Annotated in this window: 12 protein-coding genes and 1 riboswitch; of the genes, 3 read left to right on the top strand and 9 right to left on the bottom strand. The window is 74.2% G+C overall.

Translation table 11 applies throughout. The annotated features are described in order from the left end of the window. Positions 1–8 precede the first annotated feature (8 nt). The 4 genes from cobO to ACIOHG_RS15445 form a co-directional block, all read right to left on the bottom strand. Positions 9–605, bottom strand: coding sequence for a cob(I)yrinic acid a,c-diamide adenosyltransferase (gene cobO / locus ACIOHG_RS15460; RefSeq protein WP_400950188.1), 597 nt, complete (start codon positions 603–605; stop codon positions 9–11). A gap of 5 nt (positions 606–610) precedes the next feature. Then, positions 611–2623, bottom strand: a complete 2013-nt coding sequence (locus ACIOHG_RS15455; RefSeq protein WP_400950593.1) for a putative cobaltochelatase — start codon at positions 2621–2623, stop codon at positions 611–613. A gap of 35 nt (positions 2624–2658) precedes the next feature. Then, positions 2659–4206: a cobyric acid synthase gene (locus ACIOHG_RS15450; protein ID WP_400950185.1), complete on the bottom strand. Its 1548-nt coding sequence runs from the start codon at positions 4204–4206 to the stop codon at positions 2659–2661. Positions 4207–4276: 70 nt separating this feature from the next. Further along, a complete protein-coding gene (locus ACIOHG_RS15445) occupies positions 4277–5218 on the bottom strand; it encodes a cobalamin biosynthesis protein (protein ID WP_400950183.1) in 942 nt (313 codons plus the stop codon). A gap of 53 nt (positions 5219–5271) precedes the next feature. Further along, positions 5272–5351: riboswitch (cobalamin riboswitch) on the bottom strand. Positions 5352–5630: 279 nt separating this feature from the next. Between ACIOHG_RS15445 and ACIOHG_RS15440 the strand changes: the two genes are divergently transcribed. The 3 genes from ACIOHG_RS15440 (at position 5631) to ACIOHG_RS15430 (ending at position 9086) form a co-directional block, all read left to right on the top strand. Beyond that, complete coding sequence (locus tag ACIOHG_RS15440; RefSeq protein WP_400950181.1) at positions 5631–6140, top strand: hypothetical protein; 510 nt, start codon at positions 5631–5633, stop codon at positions 6138–6140. 97 nt (positions 6141–6237) lie between these two features. Beyond that, on the top strand, positions 6238–7356 hold the full coding sequence (locus ACIOHG_RS15435; protein ID WP_400950178.1) for an alpha/beta hydrolase family protein: 1119 nt from the start codon (positions 6238–6240) through the stop codon (positions 7354–7356). 392 nt (positions 7357–7748) lie between these two features. Further along, positions 7749–9086 (top strand): hypothetical protein, encoded by a 1338-nt coding sequence (locus ACIOHG_RS15430; protein WP_400950175.1) that lies wholly within the window; start codon positions 7749–7751, stop codon positions 9084–9086. Positions 9087–9198: 112 nt separating this feature from the next. Here ACIOHG_RS15430 and ACIOHG_RS15425 read toward each other — a convergent pair whose 3' ends face one another. The 5 genes from ACIOHG_RS15425 to ACIOHG_RS15405 form a co-directional block, all read right to left on the bottom strand. Further along, positions 9199–10077 carry a CDP-alcohol phosphatidyltransferase family protein gene (locus tag ACIOHG_RS15425; protein WP_400716013.1) on the bottom strand — a complete coding sequence of 293 codons (879 nt, stop codon included), beginning with the start codon at positions 10075–10077 and terminating at the stop codon, positions 9199–9201. Continuing rightward, on the bottom strand, positions 10064–10741 hold the full coding sequence (locus ACIOHG_RS15420) for a phosphatidylserine decarboxylase (protein WP_400950172.1): 678 nt from the start codon (positions 10739–10741) through the stop codon (positions 10064–10066). The genes ACIOHG_RS15425 and ACIOHG_RS15420 overlap by 14 nt, the downstream gene beginning before the upstream one ends. Before the next feature lie 448 nt (positions 10742–11189). After that, positions 11190–12392, bottom strand: a complete 1203-nt coding sequence (locus ACIOHG_RS15415) for an acyl-CoA dehydrogenase family protein (RefSeq protein ID WP_400950170.1) — start codon at positions 12390–12392, stop codon at positions 11190–11192. A gap of 133 nt (positions 12393–12525) precedes the next feature. Beyond that, positions 12526–13023 carry a MaoC family dehydratase gene (locus tag ACIOHG_RS15410; RefSeq protein WP_400950167.1) on the bottom strand — a complete coding sequence of 166 codons (498 nt, stop codon included), beginning with the start codon at positions 13021–13023 and terminating at the stop codon, positions 12526–12528. Positions 13024–13028: 5 nt separating this feature from the next. Next, a complete protein-coding gene (locus ACIOHG_RS15405; protein ID WP_400950165.1) occupies positions 13029–13988 on the bottom strand; it encodes an HpcH/HpaI aldolase/citrate lyase family protein in 960 nt (319 codons plus the stop codon). Positions 13989–14007 lie beyond the last annotated feature (19 nt).

Genomic DNA, 14007 nt, shown 5'->3' with positions numbered 1-14007 from the left:
TCAACTCGCTACCACTCGATACCGCGCTGGCCCTTGCGGCCCGCGTCCATCGGATGCTTCACCTTGGTCATCTCGGTGACCAGATCGGCCAGTTCGGTCAACTCCGCGGGCGCGTACCGGCCCGTCACCACCACGTGCTGGCTGCCCGGGCGGTCCCGCAGCACCTCGACCACCTCGGCCACGTCGATCCACCCCCAGTGCAGCGGGTAGGTGAACTCGTCCAGCACGTAGAACCGGTACGTCTCGGCGGCGAGGTCGCGCTTGACCTGCTCCCAGCCCTCCCGGGCCGCCTCCTCCGAGGACTCGATGTCGCGCTGCACCCAGGACCAGCCCGAGCCCATCTTGTGCCAGGCCACCGGGCCGCCCTGCCCGGACTCGCCGAGCACCCGCAGCGCGTTCTCCTCGCCGACCTTCCACTTCGCCGACTTGACGAACTGGAACACCCCGATCGGCCAGCCCTGGTTCCAGGCCCGCAGCGCCATCCCGAACGCCGCCGTCGACTTCCCCTTGCCCGGCCCGGTGTGCACCGCCGTGATCGGCTGCGTGCGGCGCTGACGGGTCGTCAGGCCGTCGTCCGGGACGTTCTCCGCCACTCCCTTGGGCATACCGCTCACGCCGCCTTTCGCGTCGTCGTCATGCCGGTGCGCGTCTCGCGCACCAGCGAGGCCACACCCTCGGCCCGCAACTCGTCCAGACTCACCGCGTCACCGTTCAGGTGCGCCGCCAACTCCCGTGCCAGGCCCAGCCGGACGGGGCCGGACTCGCAGTCCAGCACCACCGCCGCCACGCCCTGCGCGGCCAGCAGTCCGGCCGCCCGGCGCGACCGGGCCAGCGCGTCCTTGCCGCCGGTGGCCCGGCCGTCGGTCACCACCACCAGCAGCGGGCGCCGGTCCGGGTCGCGCAGCCGCTCCACCCGCAGCACCTCGTGCGCCCGCAGCAGGCCCGCCTCCAGCGGCGTCCGGCCGCCGGTCGGCAGCTGCTCCAGCCGGGCCGCGCCCACCTCCACCGAGGAGGTCGGCGGCAGCGCCAGCTCGGCGCCCGCGCCCCGGAAGGTCACCATGCCGATCTTGTCCCGGCGCTGGTAGGCGTCCATCAGCAGCGACAGCACCGCACCCTTGACGGCCGTCATCCGCTGCCGGGCCGCCATCGACCCCGAGGCGTCCACCACGAACAGCACCAGGTTCGACTCCCGCCCCCGGCGCACCTGCTCGCGCAGGTCGTCCCTGGTCAGCACCAGCGCCCGTCCGTCCCGGCCGCGCGCCGCCTGGTGCGGCGCCGCCGCGCGCAGCGTCGCGCTCAGGTGCAGCCGGGCCAGCCGGCCCTGCGGACGGCGGGCCCGGATGGTGTGCCCGGCGTCCGTCTCGGCGGGGGAGCGGCGGCCCTGCGCACCCCGCCCCGTCCCGTCCACCTTGAACAGCCGTGTCCGGTAAGGCTGTTCGGACGCCACGGGGGCCGACTCCCGCCCGCCGCCCGGCCGTTGCTGCGGCGGTGCGGCCGGTGTGTCCGCCGGTGCGTCCGAACTCTCCGGTGCGGCCTGCTCGTTCGGACCGGACGGGTCGCCCGGCTCCGGCGTGCCACCGCCGTCCGGGCCACCGCCGCCGTCGCCCGGGCCGCCGTCGCCCGGGCCGTCGTCCTCCGGCCCGTCCTCCGGGGCGTGCTCGGCCAGCGTCCGGTCCAGCTGCTCCTCGTCCAGGCCCGGCGCGTCGAACGGGTTGCGGCGGCGCCGGTGCGGCAGCGCCAGCTGCGCGGCCTTCCGGACGTCCTCCTCCAGCACCTCGGTGCGCCCCGCCCAGGCGGCCAGCGCCACCGCCGTGCGGGCCATCACGATGTCCGCGCGCAGGCCGTCCACCTCGAACGCCGCGCAGACGGCGGTGATCTGACGCAGCGCCAGATCGGACAGCTCCACCTGCGGCAGCAACTCCCGGGCGGCGGCGATCCGTTCGGCGAGCTCCCGCTCCCGCTCGCCCCAGCGCGCCGCGAAACCGGCCGGGTCGGCGTCGTACGCGAGCCGGCGGCGCACCACCTCGGCGCGCTCGTCCGCGTCCCGGGTCGCCGCGATCTCCACGGTCAGGCCGAACCGGTCCAGCAGCTGCGGCCGCAGCTCGCCCTCCTCCGGGTTCATCGTCCCGACCAGCAGGAACCGGGCCGCGTGCCGCACCGACACGCCCTCGCGCTCCACGTAGGAACGGCCCATCGCGGCCGCGTCCAGCAGCAGGTCCACCAGGTGGTCCTGGAGCAGGTTCACCTCGTCGATGTACAGCACGCCCCGGTGCGCCTTCGCCAGCAGGCCCGGCTCGTACGCCTTCACGCCCTCGGCGAGCGCCCGCTCCAGGTCCAGCGAGCCGACCACCCGGTCCTCGGACACACCGACCGGCAACTCCACCAGGAACGCCGGGCGTTCACCCGCAGCCGCCCCCTCGTGCGGCCCGTCCGGGCACTGCGCGTCCGGCGCCGCCGGGTCGCAGGCGAACCGGCAGTCCGGCACGGTGGCGATCGACGGCAGCAGGCCCGCCAGCGCCCGCACCATCGTCGACTTCGCGGTGCCCTTCTCGCCGCGCACCAGCACCCCGCCCACGGCCGGCGAGACCGCGTTCAGCAGCAGCCCCAGCCGCAGGTCGTCCATGCCCACGATCGCCGTGAACGGATAACGGGCCTCGGTCACTTGCTACTCCCCATCTCCAGCGGGGCCGGGGCCCCGGGCGGCACGAACGGCAGGCCCGCCGGTGCCCCGTTCTCGATCAGCTTCCACAGCGCACCGGTGTCGGCGTGCTCCGCGACCAGGTCGCCCAGCGCGTCCAGGCGCTGCTCGCGGGCCGCGGCGAACGAGGTGTCCGGCGCCGGGACGAAGGCCCGCCCCGCCGCCCGGGCCGCCTCGGCCAGGAACCGGCGGCGGAACGCGTCGTTCTCCAGCACGCCGTGCCAGGTGGTGCCCCACACGGAGCCGACCCGGCAGCCGTCCAGCGCCCGCCCGTCGGCGTCCGCGACGAAGGTCTCCCCGCCGTCCACCGCCACCACGCCGTGGTGGATCTCGTAGCCGGCCACCGGCTCGCCCAGCGCCACCCCGGTCGGCCGGGCCAGCACCTTCTCCGCGCCGAACACCACCCGGGTCGGCAGCAGCCCCAGGCCGTCCACCGCCCCGGCCTTCGACTCCACCTCGTCGACGATCTCCCGGCCCAGCATCTGGTAGCCGCCGCACACCCCCAGCACCGGCAGCCCCGCCGCGACCCGCGCCGCCAGCGGCTCCGCCAGGCCCTGCGCGCGCAGCCAGGCCAGGTCCGCGACGGTGGCCCTGGTCCCCGGCAGCACCACCAGGTCGGCGTCCGCCAGCTCCTCCGGCCGGGTCGCCCAGCGCACCAGCACGCCCGGCTCCTGCGCCAGTGCGTCCACGTCCGTGAAGTTCGACAGCCGGGGGAAGCGCACCACGGCGACCCGCAGCACCTCCGCCCCCACCGGTCGGCCCGCAGCCGGGCGCGCCGCCACCGAGGCCAGGTCCAGCGAGTCCTCGGCGTCCAGCCACAGGCCCTGGAGCATCGGGAACGTCCCCAGCACCGGACGCCCCGTCAACTGCCGCAGCATCTCCAGGCCCGGCGCCAGCAGCCGGGCGTCGCCGCGGAACTTGTTGACGAACCACCCGGCGACCAGCGACTGGTCGTCCGGCGACAGCAGCGCCAGCGTCCCGAACATCGAGGCGAACACCCCGCCCCGGTCGATGTCCCCGACCACCACCACCGGCAGCCGGGCCGCCGAGGCCAGGCCCATGTTGGCGATGTCCCGGTCCCGCAGGTTGATCTCCGCCGGGGAGCCCGCGCCCTCGCACACCACCACGTCGAACCGCGACCGCAGGTCCGCCAGGCACTCCAACGACCGCTCCAGCAGCACGGGTTTGCGCTCCCGGTAGTCCAGCGCCCCCACCTCGGCGACCGCCCGGCCCAGCAGCACCACCTGGCTGCGCCCGTCCGCGCCCGGCTTCAGCAGCACCGGGTTCATCGCCGCCTCCGGCTCCACCCCCGCCGCCCGCGCCTGCATCGCCTGCGCCCGCCCGATCTCGGCCCCGTCGGCCGTCACGAACGAGTTCAACGACATGTTCTGCGCCTTGAACGGGGCCACCCGCACCCCCTGCCGCAGCAGCCAGCGGCAGATGCCCGCCGTCACCACACTCTTCCCGGCGTCCGAGGTCGTACCGGCCACCAGCAACGCGCCGCTCACAGCGGGACTCCTTCGGAGAGCAGGGGAGACAGGGGAGAAGGACCGGGGGCGGACCGCGCGGCGGCCGCGCTCACCCGCGCCGCCGTCCGGCCAGGACCGCCCGCGCGCCGAGCGTCGCCGCCAGCGCGAGGACGCCGACCCGGCGGGAGAGCCGGCAGGCCCGCTCGATGTCGGGGACGGCCACCGGCGGGAGTTCGGCGCCCAGCACCGGCCGGTGCTCGACCCGCTCGCCGTAGCGCAGCGTCCCGCCCAGCCGCACGCCCAGCGCGCCCGCGAACGCCGACTCGGCCTGGCCCGCGTTCGGGCTCGGGTGCGCGGAGCCGTCCCGCCGCCAGACCCGCCAGGCCCTGGCGGGGGAGTCCGCGGCGGCCACCGTCAGCAGCGCCGTCAGTCGGGCCCCCGGCCAGCCCGCGACGTCGTCCAGCCGGGCCGAGGCCCAGCCGAACCGCCGGTACCGGGCCGACCGGTGCCCCACCATCGCGTCCAGGGTGTTCACCGCGCGGAACGCCAGCAGGCCCGGCGCCCCCGCCAACGCGCCCCACACCAAGGCGTTCACCACCGCGTCGGCGGTGTTCTCGGCCACCGACTCCACCACCGCCCGGGCCACCTGCTGCTCGTCCAGCCCGGACGGGTCGCGCCCGCACAGGTGCGGCAGCCGCTCCCGGGCGGCCGGCAGGTCCCCGTCCGCCAGCGCCCGTCCGACGGTGCGGGCCTCCCGGGTCAGCGACGTCCCGCCCAGGACGGTGAACACGGCCGCTGCCGTCAGCCCGGCACTCGCCGCCGGGGACCGCCGCACCGCGCGCGCGGCCAGCGCCGCCCCGCCCGCGACCGCCCCCACCGCCAGCGCCGTGTACGCCGCCCCGGCCCCGCGGTCGTCGCGCCACATCCGGCGCTCCAACCGGGACGCCGCCGCACCGAACAGCGCGACCGGATGCCCGCGCCGGGGGTCGCCGAACCGGGCGTCCGCGAGATGACCCGCGATCGCGCCCACCAGGTACGGGGCAGCCCGCATGGCGTCGTGTCCTCACTCAGGGTCCGCGCCCTGGATCGACGGAACGGCGGCCAGAGTCTCCTGACTCCCCCTCACCCCGCGGGATGAGCGGTCACAGTGGCGGGACCGCGCCGGACTCGCACCGGCTTCCTCTGCTTGCCTCCGTTTGGCCCGAAGATCCCACCACGCCCCCTTCCGGCCAGTCAACCGACCCCACGGAGGGTTTGGTCACACACCGCCCCCAACCCCCCAGCTCAGCCCGGGTGCACCAGCAGAACCCCGTCTGACGGCCCCTCACCCGCGACCCCGCCGACCGCTTCCGGTCCGAGACCGCATCGATACCGTCCGTGCACTCCGGGTGTCATCCGGCGGACCCTAGGCTGCTGCCGCTGCCCGAACGGTCCGGACGGGCGGGGAACGGGGGAGAAGCAGCATGGGACCCACGCGCACCGAGGCGGCCCTCCGGCGCACCGCGCTCGCCGCCGCGGCCCTGGCCGCCCTGGCCACGACCTCGGGGTGCACGGTGGCGGTGCACGCCGTCGCCGGGATCTCGGTGGACCAGGACGGCCACCTGCTGGGGGTCCTCATGGTCTGCAGCAAACGGATCGACGTGGTGAGCCTCGAGTACGACGACGGCCACCGAATGGCCACGGTCGGCAGATGGGCCGCGGACCCCGCCCGCGGGCCAGGGCCGGCCGTCTGGACCCTGGACGCGCCCGCCGAGGGCTGGACGGCCGAGACGCCCATGGCCCCGCTCGTCGCCGGAACCACCTACCGGCTCAGGGGTGGGACCCGGGACGACTCCTCGGCGGCGAGCAGCGTCTCCTTCACCACGGCGGACCGGGAGCGGCTCACCCCCGGCAACGTCCGCTACGAACGCGGCTCCGACGTGCTCACCGTCCCCGTCGCGGAGTTCGAGGCCGCGGCCTGCCGGACGGACTGACCCCGGTTGTCACCCGCCGCGCCGCCCCGATTCGCCGTCCGGGGCCGGGGCAGGTGCACTGGGAGGGGGACAGACCGTCAGCACCCGGGAGACCGCCATGCGTTGGGGAACCGCCGCCGTCGTCGCAGCCGCCGCCGCAGGAACCGGGGCGGTGGCCTTCCTGGCGCTCGGCCGGAGAGTGTCGGAGCAGGTGGTCAGGTCCGGCGGCGGAGCCGCCTTCGTGCCGCCGCCCGCCGTGGTGCGGGCCCTCGGGCCGGGCCGGGTGGTGCTGACCGCGACGCCCGACACGGTGCGCCGCGGGCAGTATGCGCTGGAGTGGGGCGCGGACGGCCACGCCGTGGTCGGCGAGGTGCTGGAGGAGCGCGGCGGCCTGGTCACCCGGCGGCTGGAGCGGGCCGAGCACGGCACCCTCGCCGTCGGCACCGAGGTCCGGATCACGCCCCGGGTCCTGCGCGGCGACCCGCGCACCGCCCTCGGCCTCGACCACACCGAGATCGCGATCGCCGGCGACCTGGGCAACCTGCCGGCCTGGCGCACCACCGGCGTCCGCGGCACCTGGGTGGTGCTGATCCACGGCCCCGGCGCCGACCGCGAGCAGGCCCTGCCGGTCCTGCCGCTGCTGCACGCGCTGCGACTGCCCACCCTGACCGTCAGCTACCGCGGCGACCGGGACACCGCCCCCTCCCCGGACGGCCTCGGCCACTTCGGCGAGGCCGAGTGGCACGACGTCGACGCGGCCGTCCGGTACGCGCTCGCCCAGGGCGCCGGCAAGGTCGTGCTGTACGGCTGGTCGGTCGGCGCGACCATCGCCCTGCACACCGCGGCCCGCTCCACCTGGCGGGACCGGATCGCCGGACTGGTGCTGGACTCCCCGGTGCTCGACTGGAGCGGCACCGTCCGCCGGGAGGCCGCCCGGGCCTGGTCCTCCCCGGTCCTCGGCGAGCTCGGCGCGCTGGCCGCGCAGGGCCGCACCGGCGTCGACCTGGCCGACTTCGCCCGGATCGCCTCCGGCGCCGACCTCGGCTCGCCCGCGCTGCTGCTGCACAGCCCCGACGACCCGGTCGCCCCGTGGGCGGCCGCCCGGCACCTCGCCGAGGAGCGCGACGACCTGGTCAGCCTGCACCCGGTGCCACAGGCCGAGCACGCCGCGCTGTGGAACGCCGACCCGGCCGGGTACACCGAGGCGCTGCGCCGCTTCCTGACCCCGCTGCTCTGACCCGCCCGGGGGCGGGAACAAGCGGAGGGGCCGGAACCGGAACCCGGCCCGCCGCGTCCTCCGCCTCGGAACGATCGCCCCATTCCGCCATGGACATGACGTAAAGTGGAATGATTTGCCCCGGTTCGTCCGGGATTGCTCCTACGCCGTTCGAACGGTTCGGCCAGGAGGCCGAGACAGGCCGCCGGTCGATGTGACAGAAGGCCCGTACAAGGGGAAGACTGCACGGCGTGACGTCTCGGAACCCGCGCGACCGTGATGCCCCGCACCCGCCGCCCCACCGCACCGGTGCGACGGTGACCCGTCTGCCCGGAACGGCCGTCGGTCGTGCCGAGGGCCCCCCGCCCGCCGCCGGCCGCCGCCGGGTCCCCGCCAAGCCGGGGCGCGGCCGCGTGCCCGTGCCGGACGGCTTCCCCGCGCCCGCCGAACTGGCCCCGGCCGCCCGCCGGATGCTCGCCGACGCGGTCCGGGTCGCCCGCTGGGCCGGCGAGCTCACCGAGGTCGACAAGCGCGGCGAACTCCTCCCCGAGGACGCCCGCGCCGCCGGCCGCGCCCTGGCGATGACCGTCGGCGCCGCCGCCAACGCCTGGGGCCAGGCGCTGCTGGTCGGCCTGGTCGAACTCCGGGACGGCGGCGCCGGCCCCGGCTGGCGCCTGCACGCCTGGGAGCGCGACGACGAGGCCGTGGTCCGCGGCTGGTCCGCGCTGTTCGACGCCTGGACGCTGCTCGCCCCCGTCCCGCCCGCCGCCCTGCGCGGCGTCTTCGCCCAGCTGGCCGGCCAGGCCGTCGACCAGGCGCCCCAGCTGCTCTCCTTCCTGCACCTGGTGGACGGGCCGGTCGCCGACAGCGAACTGCTCGAACTGCTCCGCCGCGGCCTCGACGAGCGCCGCCTCGGTCCGAGCAGCGGAACGATTCCGCTCTCCCCGGTGCCGCACGCCGCCTCCGCGGTCTCCGCCGTCCGCGGCACCTGCCGCGAACCGCAGATCGACACCCCGCACTCGCCCGCCGACGTCGCCGCCGTCCTGGACTGGATGCTGGACGGCCTGGCCGCCGTCGGCGCGCTCGCTCGCCGGGACGAGGCCGCCGAGCTCTCCCCGCTCGGCCACTGGGCGGTCCGGGCCAAGCTGGAGGAGATCTGCACCGTCGCGCAGACCGCCGCCGGCCACATCGAGCAGAGCGCCGTCGAACTGCTCGGCGCCTGCGCCGACTACAGCCCCGGCCCGGCCCGCGCCGAGTTCCGGGCCTGGGTCGCCGCCCGCCCCGCCGACCGCGCGGTGGCCGAACTCCTCGAAGCCGCCCGCGGCGAGGACGCCCTGGTCCGCGGCCTCGCCTTCGAGGCGCTCCGGGTGGTGGCCGGCTCCACCGCCGAGCAGGGCGTCCGGGCCGCCGTCGAGGAGGCCGTCCTGCGGCCCTACGCGCTGCTCTGGCTGGCCGAACAGCTGGACGAGGGGGGCGCCTCCCCGGCCGACGTGCTGGGGGCGGAGGACGCCGCCTGGCTGTGGGTCGACACCGCCGCCGCCGTCCTCGACCACGGCGAGACCAACCTGCTGGTCGGCCACGTCGAGGGCGCGTCCGCGGGCGAGCCCGTCCGCCTCTTCCACCGGGCCCGCCAGTCCGGCCACCCGCGCGCCGCCAGCGTGCTGACCGCCGTCGCCTCCGTCCACCCGGACCCGGCCGTCGCCCGCGCCGCCCGCCGCAGCGCCTTCTCCGTCCACACCGGCGGAGCGTAAGCCCCGTCAGGGGCGCGGGGAACTGCGCGAGACGGAAGACCGCACAGCAGAAAGCCGCCCGCCCAGAGATGCTCTGGGCGGGCGGCTTTCTGCTGTGCGCGGGTCCGGGGCGTCAGCCCCGGTTCTCGGCGCGGCGGGCGCGGACCACGCCCACCTTCTCGCCGACCTTGCGGCGGATGACCAGCAGCGGCGCCATCGCGGCCAGCGCGATCTGGGCGACCGCACCGACGTGCATCAGGGTGTCGCCGCCGGGCAGGCCCGCGGCCCAGGAGGCCAGGCAGCCGATGGAGACGACGATCCAGGCCAGGGTGGCGGTGGCCAGCAGGCCCTGCGGCTTGGGGTACTCGATCCGGCTGACCATCAGGTAGGCCACGCCGAAGATCATCAGCAGGCCCGGGACGAACGGCGGGTCGAGCAGCACGATGGCGATCACCGTCATCGCGCCCATCGGGCAGGGCATGCCCTGGAAGATCCCCGGCCGCATCTTCACGGCGGAGAAGCGGGCCAGCCGCAGCACCACCGCGAGCAGCACGGTCAGCGCGATCAGCGCGGACAGCCGCTGGTCGGAGCCGGGGGAGACGATGCCCCAGACGGCGACGAAGTAGGCCGGCGCGATGCCGAAGCTGATCAGGTCGGCGAGGTTGTCGAGCTCGGCGCCGAGCGCGGAGGAGCGCAGCTTGCGCGCCACCAGGCCGTCGAAGAGGTCGCACATCGCGCCGATCAGCAGCAGCGTCACCGCGGTGGCGGCGCTGTGCTTGACCGGGGCGCTGGACTCGCCGGTCAGGTGCGGCATCAGGATCCCGGTGGTGATCGAGTAGATCGCCAGGAAGCCGCAGACGGCGTTGCCGAGGGTCAGGAAGTCGGCGGTGGACAGGTGCTGGGGGGAGCGGGGGGCGCGCAGTTCGCGGTCCCGCGCCCAGCGGCGGCGGCGGAGGTCGGTCTCCTCCTCGTCGCCGAGGGAGACGAGGGTCTCAGGATCAGTCACGGTCAAGGCGAGTCACCCCGGCGGTGGTCTTCTGGCCGACCGTGACGCCGACCTCGACGCCCGCCGGCAGGTAGGTGTCGACGCGGGAGCCGAAGCGGATCAGGCCGACCCGCTCGCCCTGCTCGACCTTGGTGCCGGCGTCCATGTAGGGGACGATGCGGCGGGCCACGGCGCCCGCGATCTGCACCATCTCGATGTCGCCGAGCTCGGTGTCGAAGTGCCACACGACACGCTCGTTGCGGTCGCTGTCCTTGTTGAACGCCGGGACGTACCCACCGGCGATGTGCTCCACGGACGTCACGGTGCCGGCCAGCGGCGCGCGGTTGACGTGGACGTTGAGCGGGCTCATGAACACGGCGACGCGGGTCCGGCCGTCCGGCCACTCGTCGATGGACTGGACCACGCCGTCGGCGGGGGAGATGACCCGGCCGGGGCCGATCTCACGCTCGGGGTCGCGGAAGAACCACAGCATGCCCGCGCTGAGCGCGCAGGCCGGTACGGCAGCCAAAGCCCACTTGCCGGAACGCCGGGTGAGGGCGGTCGTCACGGCGGCGGTGGCCAGCGTGGGCACGAACCACGGGGTGGCGCCGCGCGCGATCGTGACGCGAGGACGCCTCCCTTCGGATCCGGGACCCTGGGCGGAGGTGAGAGGGGACGGGCTGATGGGCATCGAAGACCTTTTGGTCGCGGGCCCCGCGCGGGGACACTGAATGGCCCCTGGACGGGGGCCGGCGCGGGGATCGAGTTGTCTGGGACGGCTGCTGTCCCGGTGGATGCTATCGGGACCTGCCGGTATCTGGGCAAGCCGCCTGCTAGTCGAACTACGCCTGCCTGCCGAGTCGTACACCTGCTGTGTGTACGACCGTAACCGGACGGGGGTCGGTTCCCCAAGGACTCGCGGGTCACGGGTGATTCACGTCTCAGCGACACGCCAGTCACGGCGGGTGCACGGAAGCGGCCGACCGGCGCGCGTCCGAGGAAACGCGCTGGTCGGCCGCCTCGTGCGCCGCGTCCGCCGAGGGTCGGCTGACCAGGCCGGGAGCGGGCGCGGCGGGACGGCCGGACTCGGGACCGCACGCCCGCGGTCCGGCCTGGGGAGGGAGGGTCCTGGGCGGGCCTCAGTCGGCGAGCTTGTACTCCTCCAGCAGCCGGCGGCCCACGATCATCTTCTGAATCTCCGCCGTACCTTCACCGATCAGCAGCATCGGGGCCTCCCGGTACAGCCGCTCGATCTCGTACTCCTTGGAGAAGCCATAGCCGCCGTGGATCCGGAAGGAGTCCTCGACGACCTCCTTGCAGTACTCGGAGGCCAGGTACTTGGCCATGCCGGCCTCCAGGTCGTTGCGCTGCCCGCTGTCCTTCTTGCGGGCGGCCATCACCATCATCTGGTGCGCGGCCTCGACCTTGGTGGCCATCTCGGCCAGCTTGAACTGGATCGCCTGGTGCTCGGAGATCTTCTTGCCGAAGGTGACCCGCTGCTGGGCGTAGGCGATGCCCAGCTCGAAGGCCCGGCGGGCGACGCCGCAGCCGCGGGCGGCGACGTTCACCCGGCCGACCTCGACGCCGTCCATCATCTGGTAGAAGCCCTTGCCGGGGACGCCGCCGAGGATGCGGTCCGCCGGGACGCGGACGTCCTGCAGCACCAACTCGGTGGTGTCGACGCCCTTGTAGCCCATCTTCTCGATCTTGCCGGGCACGGTGAGGCCGGGGACGGTCTCGTTCGGCCCGAAGCCCGGGGTCTTCTCGATCAGGAAGGTGGTCATGTTCTTGTAGGGGGTGCTGCCGCCCTCGTCGGTCTTGCAGAGCACCGCGACGACGCTGGAGGTGCCGCCGTTGGTCAGCCACATCTTCTGGCCGTTCAGGACGTAGAACTCCCCGTCCTTGACGCCCTTGGTGGAGATCGCCGACACGTCGGAGCCGAGGCCCGGCTCGGACATCGAGAAGGCGCCGCGCAGCTCGCCGGCCGCCATCTTCGGCAGGAAGTAGTCCTTCTGCTCCCGGGTGCCGTGCGCGTTGATCATGTGCGCCACGATGAAGTGGGTGTTGACGATGCCGGAGACGGACATCCAGCCGCGGGCGATCTCCTCGACCACCAGGGCGTAGGTGAGCAGCGACTCGCCGAGGCCGCCGAACTCCTCGGGGATGGTGAGCCCGAACAGGCCGAGCTGCTTCATGCCCTCGACGATGGCGGTCGGGTACTCGTCCTTGTGCTCCAGCTCGGTCGCGACCGGGATGATCTCCTTGTCGACGAACTCCCGCACGGTGGCGAGGATGTCCCGCTGGATCTCGGTGAGGCCGTCGGTCTGTGCGAGGCGTCCCATCGTGCGGCTCCGTGACTGCTCAAGAGGGATGAGGGTGGTGGGGCTCCGCGGCGCGTGGCTGCCGCGGAGCCCCGGGTGCCGGGTGGGGGCAAGGGCCGATGACGGCGGCCCGCCCGTCCGGGGCTGGGGGGTGTCAGGCGAGCGGTTCGGGGCGGCCGGGCTGGTCGCCGCCGCGCTCCTTCAGGTACTGCTCGGTGGGCACCATCACCTTGCGGCGGAAGACGCAGACCACGGTGCCGTCCTGCTTGTAGCCCTTGGTCTCGACGTACACGATGCCGCGGTCCGGCTTCGAGGTCAGGTTCTTGTCGAGGACCGTGGTCTCGCCGTAGAGGGTGTCGCCGTGGAAGGTCGGCGCGATGTGGCGCAGCGACTCGATCTCCAGGTTGGCGAGCGCCTTGCCGGAGACGTCCTCGACGCTCATGCCCAGCAGCAGCGAGTAGACGTAGTTGCCGACCACGACGTTCTTGCCCTGCACGGTGGTGGTCGCGTAGTTGGCGTCCAGGTGCAGCGGGTGGTGGTTCATGGTGAGCAGGCAGAACAGGTGGTCGTCGTACTCGGTGACGGTCTTCCCGGGCCAGTGCTTGTAGACCGCGCCGACCTCGAACTCCTCGTAGGTGCGTCCGAACTGCATCGCGCTCAGGCCTCCGGGATCTCGAACTTGGTGGTGCGCTCCAGGCCGGCGGCCCGGCCCTTGCCCGCGATGACCAGGGCCATCTTGCGGCTGGCCTCGTCGATCATCTCGTCGCCGAGCATCGCCGAGCCCTTGGCGCCGCCGGCCTCCGAGGTGCACCAGTCGTAGGCGTCCAGGATCAGCTCGGCGTGGTCGTAGTCCTCCTGCGAGGGCGAGTAGATCTCGTTCGCCGCGCCGACCTGGTCCGGGTGCAGCACCCACTTGCCGTCGAAGCCGAGGGCGGCGGAGCGGCGGGCCACCTCGCGGTAGCCCTCCTGGTTGCGGATCTGCAGGTAGGGGCCGTCGATGGCCTGCAGGTCGTTGGCGCGGGCGGCCATCAGGATGCGCATCAGGATGTAGTGGTAGGCGTCGGCGCCGTAGCCGGGCGGCTGCTCGCCGACCACCAGGGACTTCATGTTGATCGAGGCCATGAAGTCGGCCGGGCCGAAGATGATGGTCTCCAGCCGGGGCGAGGCGGCGGCGATCGCGTCGACGTTGATCAGGCCCTTGGCGTTCTCGATCTGCGCCTCGATGCCGATCTTGCCGACCTCCAGGCCGACGGTCTTCTCGATCTGGGTGAGCAGCAGGTCGAGCGCGATCACCTGCTGGGCGTCCTGGACCTTGGGCAGCATGATGCAGTCCAGGTTCTGGCCAGCGCCCTCGACCACGGTGATGACGTCGCGGTAGGTCCAGTGCGTGGTCCAGTCGTTGACCCGGACCACCCGGGTCTTGCCGCCCCAGTCGCCGTTGTTGAGGGCGTCCACGATGTGGTGGCGGGCGCTCTCCTTGACCAGCGGGGCGCAGGCGTCCTCCAGGTCCAGGAAGACCTGGTCGGCGGGCAGGCCCTGGGCCTTCTCCAGGAAGCGCGGGTTGCTGCCCGGCACGGCCAGGCAGGAACGGCGCGGACGGAGGCGGTTCACGGTCATGAGATGGGGTGTTCCTTCC

The sequence above is a fragment of the Kitasatospora sp. NPDC088134 genome, from assembly GCF_044741705.1.
GTDB lineage: Bacteria > Actinomycetota > Actinomycetes > Streptomycetales > Streptomycetaceae > Kitasatospora.
The sequence above is the reverse complement of the archived record's forward strand: the minus strand, read 5'-3'. Positions and strand labels throughout refer to the sequence as shown.

What these genes read in the sequence shown, in the direction of transcription:
- ACIOHG_RS15435 (WP_400950178.1), top strand. Translation starts at nt 6,238, where the DNA reads ATGCGTTGGGGAACCGCCGCCGTCGTCGCAGCCGCCGCCGCAGGAACC.
- ACIOHG_RS15420 (WP_400950172.1), bottom strand. Translation starts at nt 10,741, where the DNA reads ATGCCCATCAGCCCGTCCCCTCTCACCTCCGCCCAGGGTCCCGGATCC.
- ACIOHG_RS15455 (WP_400950593.1), bottom strand. Translation starts at nt 2,623, where the DNA reads ATGGACGACCTGCGGCTGGGGCTGCTGCTGAACGCGGTCTCGCCGGCC.
- ACIOHG_RS15415 (WP_400950170.1), bottom strand. Translation starts at nt 12,392, where the DNA reads ATGGGACGCCTCGCACAGACCGACGGCCTCACCGAGATCCAGCGGGAC.
- ACIOHG_RS15405 (WP_400950165.1), bottom strand. Translation starts at nt 13,988, where the DNA reads ATGACCGTGAACCGCCTCCGTCCGCGCCGTTCCTGCCTGGCCGTGCCG.
- ACIOHG_RS15410 (WP_400950167.1), bottom strand. Translation starts at nt 13,023, where the DNA reads ATGCAGTTCGGACGCACCTACGAGGAGTTCGAGGTCGGCGCGGTCTAC.
- cobO (WP_400950188.1), bottom strand. Translation starts at nt 605, where the DNA reads ATGCCCAAGGGAGTGGCGGAGAACGTCCCGGACGACGGCCTGACGACC.
- ACIOHG_RS15445 (WP_400950183.1), bottom strand. Translation starts at nt 5,218, where the DNA reads ATGCGGGCTGCCCCGTACCTGGTGGGCGCGATCGCGGGTCATCTCGCG.
- ACIOHG_RS15440 (WP_400950181.1), top strand. Translation starts at nt 5,631, where the DNA reads ATGGGACCCACGCGCACCGAGGCGGCCCTCCGGCGCACCGCGCTCGCC.